The 18,147-nt window shown below is 71.6% G+C and carries 21 protein-coding genes; 11 read left to right on the top strand and 10 right to left on the bottom strand.

Annotated elements, in window-relative coordinates:
* Positions 1-110 precede the first annotated feature (110 nt).
* Positions 111-821: a VOC family protein gene (locus CLV56_RS09805; RefSeq protein ID WP_039363444.1), complete on the top strand. Its 711-nt coding sequence runs from the start codon at positions 111-113 to the stop codon at positions 819-821.
* A gap of 4 nt (positions 822-825) precedes the next feature.
* On the opposite strand, the gene CLV56_RS09810 is transcribed toward CLV56_RS09805, so the two are convergent.
* From CLV56_RS09810 to CLV56_RS09820, 3 genes are all read right to left on the bottom strand, one after another.
* Entirely contained in the window at positions 826-2,028 is a 1,203-nt protein-coding gene (locus tag CLV56_RS09810; protein WP_342745008.1) for an RNA polymerase sigma factor, read from the bottom strand.
* 5 nt (positions 2,029-2,033) lie between these two features.
* Positions 2,034-2,444: a YciI family protein gene (locus tag CLV56_RS09815; protein WP_039363447.1), complete on the bottom strand. Its 411-nt coding sequence runs from the start codon at positions 2,442-2,444 to the stop codon at positions 2,034-2,036.
* 130 nt (positions 2,445-2,574) lie between these two features.
* Positions 2,575-3,483 carry a LysR family transcriptional regulator gene (locus CLV56_RS09820; RefSeq protein WP_039363448.1) on the bottom strand — a complete coding sequence of 303 codons (909 nt, stop codon included), beginning with the start codon at positions 3,481-3,483 and terminating at the stop codon, positions 2,575-2,577.
* 152 nt (positions 3,484-3,635) lie between these two features.
* On the opposite strand from CLV56_RS09820, the gene CLV56_RS09825 reads away from it, so the two are divergent.
* Positions 3,636-4,709, top strand: coding sequence for a tartrate dehydrogenase (locus tag CLV56_RS09825; protein WP_039363449.1), 1,074 nt, complete (start codon positions 3,636-3,638; stop codon positions 4,707-4,709).
* Between the two features lie 6 nt (positions 4,710-4,715).
* Here the strand turns inward: CLV56_RS09825 and CLV56_RS09830 are convergent, their stop codons facing one another.
* Positions 4,716-5,015: a hypothetical protein gene (locus tag CLV56_RS09830; protein WP_157805127.1), complete on the bottom strand. Its 300-nt coding sequence runs from the start codon at positions 5,013-5,015 to the stop codon at positions 4,716-4,718.
* Positions 5,012-6,496, bottom strand: coding sequence for an arylsulfotransferase family protein (locus tag CLV56_RS09835; protein ID WP_039363451.1), 1,485 nt, complete (start codon positions 6,494-6,496; stop codon positions 5,012-5,014). The genes CLV56_RS09830 and CLV56_RS09835 overlap by 4 nt, the downstream gene beginning before the upstream one ends.
* Positions 6,497-6,682: 186 nt before the next feature.
* On the opposite strand from CLV56_RS09835, the gene CLV56_RS09840 reads away from it, so the two are divergent.
* Entirely contained in the window at positions 6,683-7,477 is a 795-nt protein-coding gene (locus CLV56_RS09840; protein ID WP_039363453.1) for an SGNH/GDSL hydrolase family protein, read from the top strand.
* 10 nt (positions 7,478-7,487) lie between these two features.
* On the opposite strand, the gene CLV56_RS21370 is transcribed toward CLV56_RS09840, so the two are convergent.
* Positions 7,488-9,044 carry a fatty acid desaturase gene (locus CLV56_RS21370; protein WP_100415118.1) on the bottom strand — a complete coding sequence of 519 codons (1,557 nt, stop codon included), beginning with the start codon at positions 9,042-9,044 and terminating at the stop codon, positions 7,488-7,490.
* 105 nt (positions 9,045-9,149) lie between these two features.
* Positions 9,150-9,518: a VOC family protein gene (locus CLV56_RS09850; protein ID WP_039363454.1), complete on the bottom strand. Its 369-nt coding sequence runs from the start codon at positions 9,516-9,518 to the stop codon at positions 9,150-9,152.
* A gap of 27 nt (positions 9,519-9,545) precedes the next feature.
* Here CLV56_RS09850 and CLV56_RS09855 point away from each other — a divergent pair, with 27 nt between their 5' ends.
* Positions 9,546-10,382: an AraC family transcriptional regulator gene (locus CLV56_RS09855; protein ID WP_211288030.1), complete on the top strand. Its 837-nt coding sequence runs from the start codon at positions 9,546-9,548 to the stop codon at positions 10,380-10,382.
* Between the two features lie 12 nt (positions 10,383-10,394).
* Here CLV56_RS09855 and CLV56_RS09860 read toward each other — a convergent pair whose 3' ends face one another.
* Positions 10,395-11,642 carry a DUF2254 domain-containing protein gene (locus tag CLV56_RS09860; protein WP_100414756.1) on the bottom strand — a complete coding sequence of 416 codons (1,248 nt, stop codon included), beginning with the start codon at positions 11,640-11,642 and terminating at the stop codon, positions 10,395-10,397.
* A 94-nt stretch (positions 11,643-11,736) separates the two neighbouring features.
* Here CLV56_RS09860 and CLV56_RS09865 point away from each other — a divergent pair, with 94 nt between their 5' ends.
* From CLV56_RS09865 to CLV56_RS09885, 5 genes are all read left to right on the top strand, one after another.
* Entirely contained in the window at positions 11,737-12,696 is a 960-nt protein-coding gene (locus CLV56_RS09865) for a DUF1214 domain-containing protein (protein WP_100414757.1), read from the top strand.
* A 43-nt stretch (positions 12,697-12,739) separates the two neighbouring features.
* Positions 12,740-13,411 (top strand): GAP family protein, encoded by a 672-nt coding sequence (locus CLV56_RS09870; RefSeq protein ID WP_039363455.1) that lies wholly within the window; start codon positions 12,740-12,742, stop codon positions 13,409-13,411.
* A gap of 24 nt (positions 13,412-13,435) precedes the next feature.
* Entirely contained in the window at positions 13,436-13,684 is a 249-nt protein-coding gene (locus CLV56_RS09875) for a DUF2630 family protein (protein WP_039363456.1), read from the top strand.
* A gap of 77 nt (positions 13,685-13,761) precedes the next feature.
* Positions 13,762-14,400 (top strand): LysE family translocator, encoded by a 639-nt coding sequence (locus CLV56_RS09880; protein WP_245857743.1) that lies wholly within the window; start codon positions 13,762-13,764, stop codon positions 14,398-14,400.
* 133 nt (positions 14,401-14,533) lie between these two features.
* Positions 14,534-14,986: an iron chaperone gene (locus tag CLV56_RS09885; RefSeq protein WP_039363458.1), complete on the top strand. Its 453-nt coding sequence runs from the start codon at positions 14,534-14,536 to the stop codon at positions 14,984-14,986.
* 10 nt (positions 14,987-14,996) lie between these two features.
* Here the strand turns inward: CLV56_RS09885 and CLV56_RS09890 are convergent, their stop codons facing one another.
* The gene (locus CLV56_RS09890) at positions 14,997-15,386 is read right to left on the bottom strand and encodes a nitroreductase family deazaflavin-dependent oxidoreductase (protein WP_039363460.1); all 390 of its coding nucleotides are present in this window, start codon (positions 15,384-15,386) and stop codon (positions 14,997-14,999) included.
* Positions 15,387-15,486: 100 nt separating this feature from the next.
* Here CLV56_RS09890 and CLV56_RS09895 point away from each other — a divergent pair, with 100 nt between their 5' ends.
* Both CLV56_RS09895 and CLV56_RS09900 read left to right on the top strand, forming a co-directional pair.
* Positions 15,487-15,951 carry a MarR family winged helix-turn-helix transcriptional regulator gene (locus CLV56_RS09895; protein ID WP_100414759.1) on the top strand — a complete coding sequence of 155 codons (465 nt, stop codon included), beginning with the start codon at positions 15,487-15,489 and terminating at the stop codon, positions 15,949-15,951.
* Positions 15,948-17,363: an MFS transporter gene (locus tag CLV56_RS09900; RefSeq protein WP_211288031.1), complete on the top strand. Its 1,416-nt coding sequence runs from the start codon at positions 15,948-15,950 to the stop codon at positions 17,361-17,363. The genes CLV56_RS09895 and CLV56_RS09900 overlap by 4 nt, the downstream gene beginning before the upstream one ends.
* Positions 17,364-17,411: 48 nt before the next feature.
* Here CLV56_RS09900 and CLV56_RS09905 read toward each other — a convergent pair whose 3' ends face one another.
* Positions 17,412-18,137, bottom strand: coding sequence for a sulfite exporter TauE/SafE family protein (locus CLV56_RS09905; protein ID WP_039363461.1), 726 nt, complete (start codon positions 18,135-18,137; stop codon positions 17,412-17,414).
* Between the last annotated feature and the right edge of the window lie 10 nt (positions 18,138-18,147).

Consider the following 18,147-nt stretch of genomic DNA (forward strand, 5'->3'; position numbering starts at 1 on the left):
GGCGACGCTAGCAGGGCGAAGCGGTCACACACCGGATCGCCGCCGCGGCCGCGGTCGACCTCGCCCGGAAACCCGTTGCCGGGGCACACCCGCGGACCTACGGTGCGAGGGTGGCTTCGCACCTGCTGGCGGTGACCTTCGATGCGCACGATCCGACGCGCCTCGCACGATTCTGGGCCGACCTTCTCGGCCGCGAGACCCGCGACGACCCGCGCGGACCGCTCCTGCTCGGCGAGCCCGGCCAGCTCGGCCTGCGATTCGCGCGGAGCGACGCCGGCAAGGCGGTCGCCAACCGGATGCACCTCCACCTGACCAGCGCGACGCCGGCCGACCAGCAGGCGACGGTCGACCGGGTGCTCGAGCTCGGCGGTCGGCACATCGACGTCGGGCAGCTCCCCGAGGAGGGGCACGTCGTCCTGGCCGATCCCGAGGGCAACGAGCTCTGCGTGATCGAGGCGGGCAACGCCTTCCTCGCCGGCACCGGGTTCCTCGGCGAGCTCGCGTGCGACGGGACGAGGGACGTCGGCGTCTTCTGGAGCGAGGCGCTCGGCTGGCCCCTGGTCTGGGACTCCGACGAGGAGACGGCGGTCCAGTCGCCGCTCGGCGGGACGAAGGTCGCCTGGGGCGGGCCGCCGGTCGAGCCGAGGGTCGGACGCAACCGCCAGCGTCTCGACCTCGTCGTCGACCGCGACCCGGAGGCGGAGACCGACCGGCTCGTCGGGCTCGGCGCCACCCGGCTCGGACCGAGCCCTGACGGTGGTGGCGCGGTCGAGCTCGCGGACCCGGACGGCAACGAGTTCACGGTCTCGGTCGCACGCTGAGCCTTCACTCGCGCGCGTGACGCGTGCGCGCAGCCTGCCGTACGAGGTGGTCGCGCTCGGCGACGTTCGTGGCGAGCCGTGCGGCCTCGGCGTACGCGGCCGCGGCCGCAGGGAGGTCGCCGTCGAGCTCGTGCAGGTAGCCGCGGGCGGCGTGCCAGCGGTGGCGCGTCCCGATCACGTCGGACAGCCGGTCGACCTCGCGCAGACCGGCAGCGGCGCCGAGCACGTGACCGACCGCGACCGCGCGGCCAAGGACGGCAGCGGGGTCCTGGCGGACCGGGTCCGTGCTCAGGGCGACCAGGTCGTCGTACCAGGACAGGATCTGCTGCCAGTCGGTCTCGTCGGCGGTCGCGGCGTCGTCGTGCAGCGCCGCGATCGCCGCCTGGACCTGGTAGCGCCCCGGTGGACGCTCGTCGGTCTGCTCGGCGAGAGCGGACTGGAGGATCCGTACGCCCTCCGCGATCTCCCGGGTGTCCCAGAGGCTGCGGTCCTGCTGGTCGAGCGTGACGATCCTCCCCTCGCCGTCGACCCGGGCCGGGAGGCGTGCGCGGTTCAGGAGCATGAGGGCGAGGAGGCCGCGGGCCTCGGGCTCGGCGGTCTCGAGGGTCAGCTGGCGCGCGAGGCGGATCGCCTCGGTCGTCAGGTCGACGCGGTCGGCGTGACCGGCCGCGTAGACCAGCGACAGCACGCGCAGCACGACGGCGAGATCGCCGGGCCGGTCGAGGCGGCGTCCGCGCAGCGTCCGCTTCGCGCGGCTGATCCGCTGCGCCATGGTCGCCTCCGGGACGTAGAAGGCGTCGGCGATCTCGCGTGTCGTGAGTCCGCCGACCGCCCGCAGCGTCAGGGCGACCTGCGAGGCCGGCGCGAGGTCGGGATGGCAGCAGCAGAAGAGCACGAACAACGTGTCGTCCGCCTGCTCGGTCGCGCCCGGCGGCGGTGCGGCGTACGCCGTGTCCTCGCGCCGCACCCGGGCCGACTCGCTCCGGCGGGCGTCGATGAGTCGTCGGGTCGCGACCGTCGTCAACCAGGCCCGCGGGTCACGGGGCGGATGCTCGGGCCAGACCCGCAGCGCCTCGAGCAGCGCTTCGGAGAGCGCGTCCTCAGCGTCGTCGAAGTTCTCGCCGCGGCGCACGAGACCGGCCAGCACCCGCGGGACGAGGGCGCGCAGGGCACCCTCGTCCATCCCGAGGGCGAGTTGCTCAGGCACGTCGCTCAGTCCTGCGGCGGCATCTCGGTCATCACCTCGTGGACGTCGATCCACTCGTACAGCGGTGTCCCGCCCGGACCCGGCTCGGAGGACGCGTACGCGGCCACCTCGAGCGCACGCTCGTACGAGTCGACGTCGATCATGAACCATCCCGCGATCAGGTCGCTGGTCTCGGGCAGCGGCCCGTCGGTCGTGACCGGCGCGGCGTCCGGCCCGCCGTAGCGGACCCAGGTCCGCGTGGGCGTGAGCGCCTGCGCGTCCACGAACTCGCCGTTCTCCTCGAGCAGCTCGCAGACGTGCCGCTGGAAGGCGATGTGCGCCTCGAGGTCCTCGGGCTCCCACTGGTCCATCGGGGGTACGGGGCGGTGCGGGACCGGGCCTCCACGGTAGTGCTTGAGGAGCAGGTACTTCGTCATGGTGATCTCCTGGCGTCGTGGGCCGGGCGGTCCGACCCTCCGCCTGGGGAGCGGAGCCGGGCACGGGTTCTCGACATCGAACCACGCCCGACGTCCGCCCCGCTGCGGCCGACGCTCCCCGGACCGGCGTCTAGCGATCCGCGGCGAGCCGGTCGGGCAGGTGGGCGGCGAGGTGCTTGACGAGCTCCTCGACGCGGCGCGTCCGGTGGGACCCGTCGGTCGTGAGGGCGTAGATGTCGGCGGCCGGGGTCGCTGTGCCGGGGAGGACGCGGACCAGCGCCCCGCTCTCGAGGTACGGGCGGACGTGCCACTCGGACCGCATCACGACGCCGCGGCCGTCGAGCGCCCAGGCAGTCACGACGTCGCCGTCGTTGCTCGACAGGGAGCCGCGGACCCGGACCTGGTGGGGGTTCGCTGCCGTGCCGAAGCGCCACAGTGCGAAGTCGCCCTCCCGCTCACGCAGCACGATGCAGTCGTGGTCGGCCAGGTCGTCGACGCGCTCCGGGGTCCCACGCCGCTCGAGGTAGCTCGGCGCCGCGCAGGGGACCCGCCGGTTCCTGGCCAGCCGACGCATCCGCAGGGAGGAGTCAGCCGGAGTCCCGACGTGGACCGCGACGTCGAACTCGCGGCTGTGCGGCCGCAGCGGCAGTGCCGACGTCCGCAGCTGGATCCTGAGCCGAGGGTGGGACGCGGCGAACGAAGCGACCAGGGGCGCGACGTGCGCGCGGCCGAGACCGAGGGTCGTGTCGACGACGATCGATCCCCGCAGGTCCCCGGGCCGGTCGGTGAGGTCGTCCTCCAGCGCACGGATCCGTTGCAGGATCTCGGCGGCGCGAGCGGCGTACAGCTCACCTTCCGACGTGAGGACGAGGCGTCGCGCGCCGCGCTGGACGAGGCGTACGTCGAGGCGGCGCTCCAGCGCGCTGAGCCGCTTGCTGACGACGGGCAGCGAGCTCCCGAGCTCACGCGCAGCCGCGGTCAGCGTCTCGTTCGCGGCGACGACGCGGAAGAAGGCGAGGTCGTCCGGGGACGTCGTCATGTCCGTCCGGATGCTGCGCGAGGTCCGACCAGGCTTTCCACCAGCGAAAGATTACCTTGCCGCGAGCTCCCTTGCGCTCCCTCCGCGCCCAGGCGCAGGGTGGGCTCGCCGGCGCGGGTGGCGCCAGCGAGCGACGAGTCCGAGGAGCAGACGTGTCGGAGCGGTACCGGATCGCGGTCGTGCCGGGCGACGGGATCGGCAAGGAGGTCGTGCCCGAAGGGCTGCGGAGTCTGGGCGCCGCCGCCGAGGCGTACGGGTTCGCTCTCGACCTGGAGCACTTCGACTTCGCCAGCGCCGACTACTGGCGCGAGCACGGACAGATGCTGCCGCCGGACTGGAAGGACCAGCTCGGGGGGTTCGACGCGATCTACTTCGGCGCGGTCGGCTGGCCCGACGTCGTCCCCGACCACGTGTCGCTGTGGGGCAGCCTGCTCCAGTTCCGGCGCGGCTTCGACCAGTACGTCAACCTGCGGCCCGTACGACTCCTGCGCGGGGTCCAGGGCCCGCTGCGCGACCGCGAGCCCGGTGACATCGACTTCCTCGTCGTCCGCGAGAACACCGAGGGCGAGTACTCCAGCATCGGCGGCCGGATCTTCGAGGGCACCGATCGCGAGACCGTCATGCAGGAGACCGTGATGACGCGGACCGGCGTCGACCGCGTGCTGCGCTTCGCCTTCGAGCTGGCCTCGGCACGACCGCGGCGGCGCCTCACCTCGGCGACGAAGAGCAACGGCATCGCGATCACGATGCCGTACTGGGACGAGCGGGTCGCGGCGATGGCGGAGCAGTACCCCGGCGTCACCACGGACCAGGAGCACATCGACATCCTCACGGCGAAGTTCGTGCTCCAGCCCGACACCTACGACGTGGTCGTCGCGAGCAACCTGTTCGGCGACATCCTCTCCGACCTCGGACCCGCCTGCACCGGGACCATCGGGATCGCCCCGAGCGCGAACATCAATCCCGACCGGACCTGGCCGAGCCTCTTCGAGCCGGTCCACGGCTCCGCCCCGGACATCGCCGGCCGCGGGATCGCGAACCCGGTCGGGCAGATCTGGAGCGGCGCGATGATGCTGGACCACCTCGGTCAGCCCGAGGCTGCCGCTGCCGTCGTCGACGCGATCGAGAGCGTGCTCGGCGACCGACCGGACCTGGTGACGCCGGACCTCGGCGGTGCGGGGACGACCGAGCAGCTCGGCAAGGCGATCGCCGACGCGATCGGTTGATCGCTGTCACCGCGTACGCAACGCCGCGTGGGCCGAGGCGCGCAGGATGTGCGCGACCTGGGTCGCCCGAGCGAGCGGGTGGAGGTACGCAGCCGCCGCTGCATCACCGGCCCCGTGCGAAGCGTGAGTCGCGGAGGCGACGGTCGTCTCCTTCGCCGCACGGTGCGCGTCCACGGCCTCCCGCGGTCGAGGGTCGTCGGGGCGGTCGTTCTCGAACACCCGGAGCACCGCCTCCGCGTCCTCGGTGGCGTAGCGGGTCACCGCGCGCAGCTCGTCGGTCGTCAGCGAGAGCTCGGCCTCGGTCACGGCCACGAGCCGGGCTCGGCGGTCCCCAGCACCTTTCCGTCGGCGTCGAGCGCCTGAGCCCCGACGTACAGCGCGTCGGGCATCTCGGCCGAGACCTCGAACGCGTCGGCGTCGACGGTCGCGACCTCCTCGGCGCTCTGCTCGTCGTACCCCGCGAGGAAGCGCCACGAGGCCACCTCGGTCGCGCCGTTCCAGCTGACGTACGCGCTCCCGTCCGACAGCACGAACCGCGGCGGCTCCGACGGACGCCCGACCCAGCGGTCGAGGTAGGCGCGGTAGCTGATCCCGCCCGCGAGCTTCGCATCCATCAGCAGCTCGCCCTCGCTGTCGTAGAGGGAGTAGAACGGGTTCGATCCCCAGCCGATGAACACCGTCCCGTCGTCGCGAACCTCCATGTTGCCCTGGCTGTCCGAGAGGCGGCCGTCGGGCGGCAGGAACTCGCGCACGACCGTCGCCGTGCCCGCCTGCTGGTCGACGTCGAGCGTCAACCCCCGGGACTCGTCACCGATCGGCGGCGCCGCCTGGTTGTCGAACAGCGTGATCGTGCCGTCGTCCTGCCGCTCGGCGTCGTGCTGCCAGGCGAAGTACGCGCCGTCACCCATCTCGAAGTCGCTGCTCTTGCCGCCGAGGATCCAGTCGAGCTCGCCGGTGCGCCGGTCGACGCGGTAGACGGCGTGGGTGTTGCGCGCGGACACGAGGTACGCGTCGCCGTCCTCGGTGACCGAGTTGATGTGGAAGGGGTCGTACGGGGCCTCCACGGTCCCGGACTCCTCCTCCTCGGGGTCGAGCGGCGACTCGGAGTCCGAGATCGGGATGTCGTCCAGCATGTCCCACTCGAACACGACCTCGCCGGTGGCGACGTCGACCTCGTGGACGACCGAGTTCCGGAGGTAGCCGTCGACCGGACCGCCCATGTCGCTCAGGTCGCGCGGCAGCTCGGGATAGCTGATCAGCAGCGCGGTCCCGCGGTCGGTGAGGGTCGCGTCGTGGAAGTCGGCGTGCGTCTCGGGCGTCGTCACGGTCGCGATCTCGCGGTAGGACTGATCCATCACGACGAACTCGCCCTCGCCGTACCCGTACTCGAAGGTGTCGCCGCGCCACCAGGTGAGCACCGGCTCGCCGCGGTACTGCTGCACGCGCAGGTCGTACGTCCAGCGGGTGTCCCCCTGCGGGGCGACCCACACGGGGTTGCCCGCAGCGTCGACGATCACCGGGCCGTTCATCGGCGCGCCCTTCTCCCGCTGGTCCTTCACCCCGAGGAGGACGAGGGCGTCGGCGGGCATCGGGTCCTCGCCTCCGGCGTCGGTCGTCGTGACGTCGATCAGCGGGGGAGTCAGGTCGGGGCGACCGACGAACTCCCACGCGACGGGCTCGTCGGACGCGGGCTTGTCGTCGTCGCCCGAGTCCTGGGTGCAGGAGGCGAGGGCGAGAGCGAGGCCGATCGCCACGAGGACGCGCGTGCGCGCACCACGATGTCTCATGACCCCACATCGTAGGCAGTCGAAGGGAGCGCGGTTGGTCTGCTGCACCGCGCGTCGAACCAGCGGCGCCAGGCAGGCCGCCGGCCACGACGAAAAGCGGACATTCAGAACATTTGCCGAGCGTGATCCAGATCACACTGATGGGATGTGACGGGCCAGCAGTCCCCGGAGCGAGGGAACGGTGCCATGGACAGATCCTCCTTCCGCGTCGCCGCCGCCGGGTTCGCCGCCCTGATCGTCAGCCTCGTGCTGGTGCCGCCGGCGAACGCAGCGAGCGCCGAGCGCTACGTCGCGCTCGGCGACTCCTACTCCGCCGGAGTCGGCGCGGGCAGCTACATCGCGAGCAGCGGCGACTGCCGCAGGAGCACGAAGGCCTACCCGTACCTGTGGAAGTCGTCGAACGCGCCCGCCTCCTTCACCTTCGCGGCGTGCTCGGGGGCGACCACGACGTCGGTGAGGACCGGCCAGCTCGCGTCGCTCGCCACCTCCACCAGCCTCGTCAGCATCTCGGCCGGGGGCAACGACGTCGGTTTCACGTCGGTCATGCAGACCTGCGTCCTGCGGAGCCAGAGTCGCTGCGTCAGCGCGGTCGACAACGCGATCGCGCAGGTCGACGGCGTGCTGCCGGGGCGGCTCGACTCGCTGTACGCCGCGATCCGCAGCCGTGCTCCCGACGCCCACGTCGTCGTCATGGGCTATCCACGGTTCTACAAGCTCAGGGGCAGCTGCATCGTCGGCCTGACCGAGACCGAGCGGGCCGCGATCAACCGGGGCGCCGACGCTCTCAACGCGCAGATCGCCAAGCGCGCCGCCGACCACGGCTTCACCTTCTCCAGCGTCACCGACGAGTTCACCGGGCACGAGATCTGCTCCGGGGACGCATGGCTGCACAGCGTGACGCTGCCGATCTGGAAGTCGTACCACCCGAAGGCGGTCGGCCAGTCGTCCGGCTACCTGCCGGCCTTCCGCTCCGCCGCATGACACGTCGCGCTCACGCGCGGCGGGTGTCGACCGGGTCCTCGGCGGGGTCGACGGGGACGAAGTCCACCTTCTCGCGCACACCGCAGTCCGGGCAGCACCAGGTGTTCGGGACGTCGTCCCACGCCGTACCGGCGGCGAAGCCCTCGTGCTCGTTGCCCGCGGCGACCTCGTAGGTGTAGCCGCAGCCCGGGCACCGGGCGGCGAGGACCTCGGGCACCGCGGACACGCCGGACCCGTCCGCGCCGCCGCGCTGGGTGCGGGCCGAGCGCGCGACCTCGGCGTCGGTCGCGCCGACCTGCGCCAGGATCCTCGCGCGCTTGCGGGGGCTGATGTTGGCGCGGGTGAGGTCGCCGCCGAAGTGCGCGGCGACGCGGGGGTCCATCACGCGTCGCCAGACCGGCGGGACCAGGGCGAGCACGATCATCCCGGCGTACCCGGTCGGCAGGACCGGAGACTCCTCGAAGTCGCGCAGCGTCTGGTAGCGGCGCGTCGGGTTGGCGTGGTGGTCGCTGTGCCGCTGGAGGTGGTAGAGCAGCACGTTGGTGGCGATGTTGTTGGAGTTCCAGCTGTGCGACGGGTCGACCCGTTCGTAGCGCCGACGCGAACCGGCGCCGACCTTCTGGCGGAGCATGCCGTAGTGCTCCATGTAGTTGACGACCTCGAGCAGCGTGAGCCCCATGACCGCCTGGATGATGAGGTACGGGGTGACGCCCCAGCCGAAGAGCGCGATGACCGTGCCGAACAGCACGACGGACATCAGCCACGCGTTGAGGACGTTGTTGCTGATCCGGAACGGGTGCTTGCCGCGGCGCGCGATGCGGCGCTTCTCGAGGCCCCAGGCACTCCTCAGCGAGCCGATGACCGTGCGGGGCCAGAACTGGTAGAAGTTCTCGCCCAGTCGGGCCGAGGCCGGGTCCTCGGGGGTGGCGACGCGGACGTGGTGACCGCGGTTGTGCTCGATGTAGAAGTGGCCGTAGAAGCTCTGCGCCAGGGCGATCTTGGAGAGCCACCGCTCGTTCGCCTCGCGCTTGTGGCCCAGCTCGTGCGCGGTGTTGATCCCGATCCCGCCGATGGCGCCGATCGAGATCGCGAGGCCGACCTTGTCGAGGACCGAGAGGTCGAGGTCGCCGGTCATCCGCTCACCGAACGGCAGACCGGAGGCCCACTCCTGCAGACCGGCCTGGTCGACCATCCACGCCGCCGGGTTGCCGCCGCCGACGACCCAGAACGCGCCGAGGAACCCGAGGTACTGGATCGGGAGGAAGGCGTAGGTGATCCAGCGGTAGTACTTGTCCTTCTCCAGCGCCTCGATCGCGTCGTCGGGCGGGTTCGAGCGGTCCAGGCCGGCCATGAGATCGATCGTCGGGACGACCCCGAGGATGATGATCGGCCCGATCCAGAGCCACAGGCCCCAGCCCGTGACGATGTAGGCGGCTGCGGCGACGAAGGCCAGGCTCGGGACCACCAGGCCGATCAGCCACAGGTAGCGCTTCTTGTCCTTCCACACCTCGGTGGAAGCTGCGGGGACCGTCGAGTTCGCGATGCGGTCCGGTGCGTCGTCTGCCATCGTCACCACTCCTGTGCGTGGGATCCGCCCAGGGACGGGGCGTCACGCGATGAGCAGCAACGTAACCTGCGTCACACCGATTGACAACCGTGTGTTCAGGGTGCGTCACCAGCGGGAGGCGTCGGTCAGGCAGAACGGGTGCCCCGCAGGGTCGAGGGCGACCCGCCAGGTCTCGCCGGGCTGCTCGTCCGGGATGGTCCCGCCGAGCTCGACGACCCGTGCCGCCGCCTCGTCGATGTCGACGCACGCGAGGTCGAGGTGGTACTGCTTCGTGCCGCGCTCGTTCGGCCAGCCCGGTGGCTGGTGGTCCGGAACCTGGCCGAAGCCGAGCGTCGTGCCGACGCCGGTCACCATCGCGTACTCCTCCTGCGCGTGCGCGACGTCCCCGCCGAGCAGCTGCGCGTAGAAGGCGGCGAGCGCGGGCGGGTCCGGGCAGTCGAGGGTCAGCATCTTCCATGCGAGCGGCGCGGTCATGTCAGCGATCCTCCCTACGATCGAGGGGTGGTGGATAGGAGAAACGCGACCTCCACGTCGGCCGGGATCCTGCGCCCCGAGCAGTTCGCCCGGTACGCGTCGCTCACCCGTGTCGCCTGCGACCCTGCCCTCGAGCCGTGGGTCGAGAACACCTGGCACCTGCGCTGGGACCTCCCGGCCGGGACGCAGTTCGTCAGCCAGACGCTGCCGCACCCGGCCTGCACCCTCAGCGTCGAGCTCGGCCACCCGCGCGCGGGGCTGCCGGACGACCGGGTCGTGGTCACGGGGGTCGTCACACGGCGCTTCGACGTCACCTTGGCCCGGAGCGGGTGGGTGCTCGGTGTGAAGTTCCGTCCGGGCGGGCTGGCTGCGCTGGCCGGGATCGACGTCGCCGGCCTGACCGACCGCGTCGTCCCCGCGGCGGGGATCCTGCCGGATGCCGTCGTCGCCGGGATGCGCCTGCTCACCGACACCGACGAGCCGGGCGCCGCGGCCGCGAAGGCCGACCGGGCGCTGCTCGGGATGGGCGACGACGTCCGCGACCGCTCGTACGACGTGGTGCTGCGCCTGATCGACGACATGCTCGGTGACCGGTCGATCGTGCGGGTCTCGCAGCTCGAGGAGCGCCACGGACTCTCGACCCGTCAGATCCAGCGACTGTTCTCCCGCTACGTCGGCACGACGCCGAAGTGGGTGCTGGGCCGCTACCGCATGCACGACGTCGTCACCGCGCTCGACGACGGGTACGACGGGTCGCTGGCCGATCTCGCCGCGGCGTACGGATGGTACGACCAGGCCCACTTCGCCCGCGACTTCACCGCGCTCGTGGGCGTCCCGCCGAGCTCCTACCGCGACCGGGGCTGAGGCGCGACCGGGTCAGCGCACCCCGACGTCCGAGGGTGCGAGCGCGTCGACCCTGCCGGCGACGGTCCGTTGGTCGCCCACGGTGTCGAGCCGTCCGAGCACCTCGAGCACGGCGGACCGGTGCACCGGCAGCGCCGCGTGCTCGAGATCGGCCAGCATCACGCGCAGACGTCGGAGCACGCGCTCGTCGTCGGCACCCCACCGTGCGATCTCGTCGACCGCGAGGGCGAGGTAGTCGCCCAGGCCGGGCTGCGGCACGTCGACCAGCAACCGACCTTCGCGTACGACCTGGCGCGGCGGCAGCGGGCGGGTCGCGAGACGACGCAGCAGGTCGTGCATCTGGTCGACGGCCTGGACCGCCGTCGTCGGGTCGTTGATGCCAGGGGAGATGGCCCGCTCCGCGATGTCGGTGAGCTGACGGAACCCGAAGCCGACGTCCTGGTCGAAGTTGCGCTCGGACCCGACGCCGATCGCCGAGCGAACGGTCTCGTCGTCGAGCCGGTCGCCGCCGTGGATCTCCGCCAGGGGAGCTCTCGCCGGGACGAACTCGCCGACCGCACGGAGCAGGCAGATCGTCACGCCCTGCTGTGCCGCCAGGTGCGCGAGGTCGTCGTCGTCGATCCGCTGGACGACGCCGAGCGTCCCGGAGGCGACGACCCGCCCGGGCCCCTCGGGCAGGGCCACGCGGGGGGCGGGCACCACGTCGGAGGGGTAGCGGCGTTCGAGCACGCGGCGGGTCTCGTTGCCGACCGTCCTGATGATCGTCGCGACCCGGATGCTCTGGGTGATGTGGTGGATGTAGATCAGGAAGACCACGACGCTCGCGAGCACCAGGCCGAAGGCCACCGTGAGGGCGACCTGCGGGACGAACGGGTTCTGCTCGTTCGTCCCGCTGACGTCGCGCAGCACCACCAGGGCGTACACGAAGGTCGCGATGAAGACGCCGAGCGTGAGCTGGTTGAGGCGGTCCTGGAGGAACGTCCGCAGCACACGGGGCGAGAACTGACTGCTCGTCAGCTGCAGGACGACGATCGTGATCGAGAAGACCAGTCCCGTGAACGAGATCATCGACGTGATGATCGCCGAGAGGAGCACCCGCGCTCCCTCCGGACCGCCGCTGAAGAGGAACGGCAGCGCGTCGGCGGTGCCGAGCGTCTCGTCCAGCTCGCTCAGCAGGACCGCGACCACGACAGCCACCGCCGCGCACAGCATCGGCAGCACCCAGAACCGATCACGCAGGCCCGACCAGAATCCGTCCATCCCGGCAGTGTGGCCTACGCCGGCACCGGCGGTGCACCGCCCCACGGACTCACTAGGCTGTGGCACGACCCGACACCGACGTGGAGGAGCGATCATGGGGACCGGGGAAGCGGTCACGCTGGACAACTTCGCGCACGCGGAGACTGCGCACTACTTCACCGAGCAGCTCGCGAAGGCCCCGGTGAACGAGTACTTCCACAACCGCGTGCCGGTCGACGTCGAGAACCAGGTGATCATCCGATCGAACGTCGACCTGATCTACTCGTACGCCGTGGTCGACGTGACCGAGCGCGCGACGGTCTCGTTGGCGCCGTCCGAGGAGTACGCGGTCGACCAGATCATCGACGAGAACCACTACGTCGTCGGTGTCGTCTACCCGGGTGAGACGCTCACGCTGACCGACGACGACCTCTCCGGCGGCACGCACGTCTACATCCTCGGGCGGACCGCGACGACGAGCGGGGTCGAGCGGGCCCACGAGCTGCAGGACCGGCGGCGCATCGACGCGGCCACGGCCCACCCGTACACGCCCCCGGTCTACGACCACGACAGCCTGGTCGCGATGCGCCGCCAGATCGAGGCGCGCGCCGCCGAAGCCGACTTCAGCCTGGGCTTCGGAACGCCCGAGTCGACGACACCGCTGCAGCACGCCCTCGCCGCCGAGCTCGGCTGGGGTGGGCTCCCGCCGCAGCACGCGCAGTACTTCCAGGGTCGTGCGGTGAGCACGGGGTGCGACTCCTGGACCTTCGACGTGCCGCCGCTCGACTACGAGCACAACGGGTACTTCTCCGTGATCAAGTACGACGACGCCGGCTGGCTCGACGTCGACCGTCCCGGCTTCTCCGACACCGAGCTCGAGCGCAACCCCGACGGCACGATCACGATCTGGTTCGGCGACGAGCGGTGCGCCGGCAAGCCGAACGTGATCGAGACCCGCGAGGGGCAGGAGTTCTTCCACGGGATCCGGCTCTATCGTCCGCGCGACGTCGACGAGACCCGCGCCTTCATCGAGCGGCTCCGCTCCACCCCGCTCGTGCCTGGCGATGCCGTCTGAGGTGCGCCTGCGATAGCGTGCTCGACCGAGGACAGGAGGAGCCGTGGGTGCTGCCATCGGCCAGTCGTTGCCCGTCGCCCTGGGCGTGATGATCAGCCCGCTGCCGATCGTCGCGGTGGTCCTGATGCTCAGCAGCGCGAGGGCCAAGGTCAACGCGTTCGCATTCCTGCTGGGCTGGTTCGTCGCGATCACCGCCGTGGCGATGGTGGTGGCGCTCGCGGCCGGCTCGGCCGCCCCCGACGAGGAGGATCCCGCCGGCTGGACCGGCTGGCTGAAGATCGTCCTCGGACTCGCCCTGCTGGTCGTCGCCCTGCGGCAGTGGCGTGGTCGACCCCGACCGGGCATCGAGGCGCCGACGCCGAAGTGGATGGCCGCCGTCGAGACTTTCACGCCCGTGAAGGCGACCGGCCTGGCCGTGCTGCTCGGCGGTGTCAACCCGAAGAACCTGCTCCTCACGGTCTCGGGCGGCGCGACGATCGCGGCCGCTGCGCCCGACGACACCTCCGCGGTCGTCGTCGCCTCGATCGTCTTCGCGGTCGTCGCCTGCATCGGGGTCGCCGCCCCGATCGCCATCTATCTGGCGACGGGCGACCGTGCGGCGGTGCTCCTCGACGAGCTGAAGGCGTGGCTGATCGAGCACAACGCGATCGTCATGGCCGTGCTGCTGCTGGTCATCGGTGTGAAACTGATCGGGGACGGCATCTCGGTCGTCTGAGTCGACCCGGGGACGAGGGACGCGATGACGACGGACGACAGCATCAGGCAGACGATCAGCGACCTGATCGCGCGCGAGCGGGAGCTCCGGGCGCGGCTCGCCGCCGGCGAGATCGATGCGAGCACCGAGCACGCGGAGCTCGCCGCCGCCGAGACGCAGCTCGACCAGTGCTGGGACCTGCTGCGGCAGCGTGACGCCGCGCGCGAGTTCGGGGAGGATCCCGACCAGGCACAGGTCCGGCCGCCGGGCGTGGTCGAGAACTACCTGGAGTAGCCGAGCACGGCCGCGACCGATCCGCCGGCGGCCGAAATCGCGTCGACCGCCCGCGCGCCGGCGCCTACGCTGGCCGGGTGGAGCTGGTGTCGATGCAGTCGCTCGTCGCGGTCGCCGTGATCGAGCTCGGGCTGGTGCTGACGCCGGGTCCGAACATGATCTACCTGACCTCGCGGTCGATCTCCCAGGGACGGCGGGCCGGGATGATCTCGCTCGCCGGGGTCGCGCTCGGCTTCGTCGTCTACCTCGCTGCTGCCGCCACCGGGCTCACGGCGCTGTTCGCCGCGGTCCCCGAGGCCTACCACGCGGTCAAGCTCGCGGGCGCCGCGTACCTGGCGTGGCTCGCCTGGCAGGTCGTACGGCCCGGCGGCGGGTCGCCGTTCGAGATGCGTCCGCTGTCGTCGCACTCGGCCCGACGGCTGTTCGGCATGGGTCTGGTCACGAACCTGCTGAACCCCAAGATCGCCCTGCTGTACGCGGCGCTGATCCCGCAGTTCGTCGACCCTGCGCTCGGGGCGACGTGGTGGCAGTTCCTCCAGCTCGGATCGGCGCAGATCGCCGTGGCGGTGGCGGTCAACGGACTGCTCGTCCTGACCGCGGCGGCGACCGCGGGATACCTGGCGCAGCATCGGCGGATCCTGGCGGTGCAGCGGTACGTGTCGGGCTCGTTGCTCGGCTTCTTCGCGGTGAAGATGGCGGTCGGCAAGCCGGCATGATCCGCCGGTGGCCGCGCTCCGCGGACGGGCGTCGCGAACCGGTCAGGAATCGAGAAGCCGCCCCGGTCTGCTCGTCACTAGCGTGATGAGCACGACGCCGACGACAGCGCCGGCGAAGCCACGAGGAGGAACCATGACCGCAGCGAACAGCGCCGATCGCACGGACGACGGCGGCTTCACCGAGGCCGAGCGTGCCGCGATGAAGGAGCGCGCGGCGGAGCTGCGGGCCAGCGGACGCGGTGGGAAGAAGAAGTCCGACGACCTCGAGGCGGTGCTCGAGAAGCTCGCCGAGATGTCCGATGCCGACCGGGTCCTCGCCGAGCGCATCCACGCCATCGTCCTGTCGGTGGCACCGGAGCTGCTGCCGAAGACCTGGTACGGGATGCCGGCCTACGCCAGGAACGGGAAGGTCGTCTGCTTCTTCCAGTCCGCCGAGAAGTTCGACGCGCGGTACGCGACCTTCGGCTTCAACGACGTCGCCCAGCTGGACGACGGGACCATGTGGCCGACGGCGTTCGCTCTGACGGAGGCCACCGACGCCAACCTGGCGGCGATCGAGGACCTGGTGAGGCGCGCGGCGGGCTGAGGGGGACAGCTCATGTGTCACCCATCAGCGTGGCGTCGAACTCGACGAAGTCGTCGATGCCCAGCACCCGCATCATCGCCGACGCCGGCGCCGGCAGGTCGCCACGGGCCTCCGGGCCGCGGCGCCGGGGGTGGCTGAGGCTGTAGCGGCGGCGCCCGTACGTGATCTGGCCGCGGCCCGTGGCGAGGATGTTGCGTGCCCAGTCGGCGTCGTGCCCGTACGCGAGCCCGACGACGAACCCGGTCGCGGTGCGGTACGCCTGCACCGGGGTCTCGTACGGACGGCCGGTCCGGCGACCTTCGTGGTGCAGGAGCGCCAGGGGCGGGCGTACGCGGGCGAGCGACCGGATCCGGGGATTGACGACGCGGGACAGGCCCGAGAACGGACTGAGCAGGCGCATCGTCGTCCCTCCGTCGGAGAACGCGCGGTGGCACCATCGTCGCACCCAAAATCATCAGGTGAGACTTGTCAGTTCATCCTGATGAAAATAGGCTCGTCCCATGCCGACCGAGAGTGCGACGACCGTGCCCCGGAGCGCGACCGAGCCTGCCGTGGTCGCCGCGAGAGACATCGTCGCCGTCCTGAGCCGCCTGCGCCGGCGCCTCCGCGAGGTCCGCGACCTGTCCGGCCTGTCACCGTCGCAGACGGCCGTCCTGAACCGCATCGACCAGGACGGTCCGATCACCTCGGCGGGACTCGCGCAGGCGGAGCGGGTCCGCCCGCAGTCCATGGCGGCCACGGTGGGGGTGCTCCTGGAGCGCGGACTCGTGCAGCGCACGCCCGATCCCGCGGACGGACGCCGGCAGCTGCTGTCGCTCTCGCAGCACGGACGGGCCTGGCTCGACGACCGGCACCGCGCCCGTGACGAGTGGCTGGTCGCGACCCTCGACGACGGCCTGAGTGCCGAGGAGCTGGCCACGGTGATCGAGGCCGTGCGCCTGCTGGAGCGTGTGGCGCAGTCGTGACCGGGCACGACGTGCGCGCGGAGCACGAGACCGTACGCCCGGGGCCGGCGTTCGACCGGCGTCTGATGGCGCCCCTGATCCTCGGCGCGGTCCTGAACCCGATCAACACCACGATCCTCGCGGTCGCGCTCGTGCCGATCGGACGAGCGCTCGACGTGCCGGCGTCGCAGACCGCGTGGCTCGTCTCCGCGCTCTACCTCACGACGGCGATCGGCCAGCCCGTGGTGGGGCGGCTCATCGACCTCTTCGGACCGCGGCGGCTCTTCCTGCTCGGCGCCGCGCTCGTCGGGGTCGGCGGGGTGCTCGGGACCGTCGCCCCGAACCTGGCCGTCCTGATCGGCGCGCGCGTGCTGATCGGCCTCGGGACCTGTGCGGGATACCCCGCAGCGATGTACCTGATCCGGTCGGAAGCGCGCCGGACGGGCCGCGACAGCCCGCGTACGATCCTCACGGTGCTCGCCGTCGCGAGCCAGACGGTCGCGGTGATCGGCCCTGCGCTGGGAGGACTGCTGATCGGGATCGGTGGCTGGCGCGCGACGTTCGCGATCAACGTCCCGCTCGCCGTCGCCGGGATCGTGCTGGGGTGGATCGCCCTGCCGCGAGACGCCCCGGACAACGGCGACGAGCCGGGGAGCCCGCCGGGCCTCGACCTCACCGGGATGCTCCTGTTCGGGGGCACGCTCACGATGCTGCTGCTGTTCGGCATGGAGCCGTCGGTCCCGGACCTGTGGATGCTCGGTGCGTTCGCCGTGCTGGGTGCCGCCTTCGTGGTCCGCGAGCTGCGTGCCCGGGATCCGTTCCTCGACGTGCGGCTCGTCGGCGGCAACCTGCCGCTGCTCGCGACGTACGTCCGCCAGATGCTGGGCGGGCTCGCGGTCTACACCGTGCTGTACGGAGTCAGCCAGTGGTTGCAGGAGGGGCGTGGTGTCAGCCCGACGGAGGCGGGTCTGCTGCTCCTGGCGCCGACCGCATCCGGGCTGCTGGTCGCGGCGGCGACCGGACGGCGACCCGAGATCAAGGCCAAGATCGTCGTCGGCGCCGCGTTCCAGCTCGCCGGAGCCGCGATGCTGCTGCTGGTCGACGACACCACGCCGTTCTGGGCGCTGGTGCTGATCCTGGTCGCGTTCGGCATCCCGCAGGGCCTGCTGCCGCTCGGCAACCAGAACGCCGTCTACCACCAGGCCGACGGGTCCCGGCTTGCCGCGTCCGCCGGCCTGCTGCGGACCGCGATGTACCTCGGCGCGATCGCCGCAGCCGGCGCGATCAGCGCGTTGGTCGGTCCTCGCGCCGACACGGCAGGTCTGCACGACCTCGCGACGTTCCTGATCGGCTCGGGGGCGGTGCTGCTCGTCCTCGCCGCAGCCGACCGCAGCCTGCGCGCCACGGCCTCGATTCGTCGAGTTCCGGCGTGAACTCACGTCCCAGAAACAGCCTCGACTCGACGAATCGGGGACGGGTCCTCACACCAGCGAGCGGACGATCAGGACGAGCGCCGACGCCCCGCACACGACGAGGACGAGCGGACGGATCGTCGTGGCCCGCATCCGGCGATGCACCACGGCCGCGAGTGCGACGCCGACCAGCAGCGCGGGCAGCATCACCGCGGCGACGGCCCCCTGCTCCGCGCTGAGATGGCCGGTGACCGCGAGGCCGCACAGGCTGAGAGAGGTCCCGATCAGGAAGAACACCGCCAGCGTCGAGCGGATCTGCCGCGCCGGCCTGTGCTGGTAGAGCACGGCCATCGGGGGGCCGCCGATGGCCGAGGTCGTCCCCGCGACCCCGCTCACGAGGCCGCCGACGCTCAGCGACCGACGGTTGAGCGGGACGACGATCGCACGAGCCGTGACCACCACGGCCAGCAGCACGACCACGCCGACTGCCACCCCGAGCTGCTGCACGCTGACCACCGAGACCACCCACACACCGACCGCGGTGCCGACGAGCCGCCCCGGCAGGCTCCACCCGATCCCGGCCCAGTCGATCTCGGCGTGGTCACGGGCGAGCGTCGCGACGGGGAGCGCCAGCGCGAGCAGCAGCATCGACCCGGGCATCAGCTCCGGCGCGACCAGCGTGACGACCGGAGCCGCGACCAGACCCAGGCCGAGCCCGACGACGGACTGCACGAGGCTCCCGAGGACGAGCGCGACCGCGATCACGACCAGCGAGCCCGCGGCGACATCGATCACCGCGGCTCGC

The sequence above is a fragment of the Mumia flava genome (genome assembly GCF_002797495.1).
Lineage (GTDB): Bacteria > Actinomycetota > Actinomycetes > Propionibacteriales > Nocardioidaceae > Mumia > Mumia flava.

Bases quoted from the DNA above. Each gene is read 5' to 3' on its own strand.
- CLV56_RS09815 (WP_039363447.1), bottom strand. From the start codon at position 2,444: ATGACGAAGTACCTGCTCCTCAAGCACTACCGTGGAGGCCCGGTCCCG.
- CLV56_RS09820 (WP_039363448.1), bottom strand. From the start codon at position 3,483: ATGACGACGTCCCCGGACGACCTCGCCTTCTTCCGCGTCGTCGCCGCG.
- CLV56_RS09835 (WP_039363451.1), bottom strand. From the start codon at position 6,496: ATGAGACATCGTGGTGCGCGCACGCGCGTCCTCGTGGCGATCGGCCTC.
- CLV56_RS09840 (WP_039363453.1), top strand. From the start codon at position 6,683: ATGGACAGATCCTCCTTCCGCGTCGCCGCCGCCGGGTTCGCCGCCCTG.
- CLV56_RS21370 (WP_100415118.1), bottom strand. From the start codon at position 9,044: ATGGCAGACGACGCACCGGACCGCATCGCGAACTCGACGGTCCCCGCA.
- CLV56_RS09850 (WP_039363454.1), bottom strand. From the start codon at position 9,518: ATGACCGCGCCGCTCGCATGGAAGATGCTGACCCTCGACTGCCCGGAC.
- CLV56_RS09860 (WP_100414756.1), bottom strand. From the start codon at position 11,642: ATGGACGGATTCTGGTCGGGCCTGCGTGATCGGTTCTGGGTGCTGCCG.
- CLV56_RS09865 (WP_100414757.1), top strand. From the start codon at position 11,737: ATGGGGACCGGGGAAGCGGTCACGCTGGACAACTTCGCGCACGCGGAG.
- CLV56_RS09875 (WP_039363456.1), top strand. From the start codon at position 13,436: ATGACGACGGACGACAGCATCAGGCAGACGATCAGCGACCTGATCGCG.
- CLV56_RS09885 (WP_039363458.1), top strand. From the start codon at position 14,534: ATGACCGCAGCGAACAGCGCCGATCGCACGGACGACGGCGGCTTCACC.
- CLV56_RS09890 (WP_039363460.1), bottom strand. From the start codon at position 15,386: ATGCGCCTGCTCAGTCCGTTCTCGGGCCTGTCCCGCGTCGTCAATCCC.
- CLV56_RS09895 (WP_100414759.1), top strand. From the start codon at position 15,487: ATGCCGACCGAGAGTGCGACGACCGTGCCCCGGAGCGCGACCGAGCCT.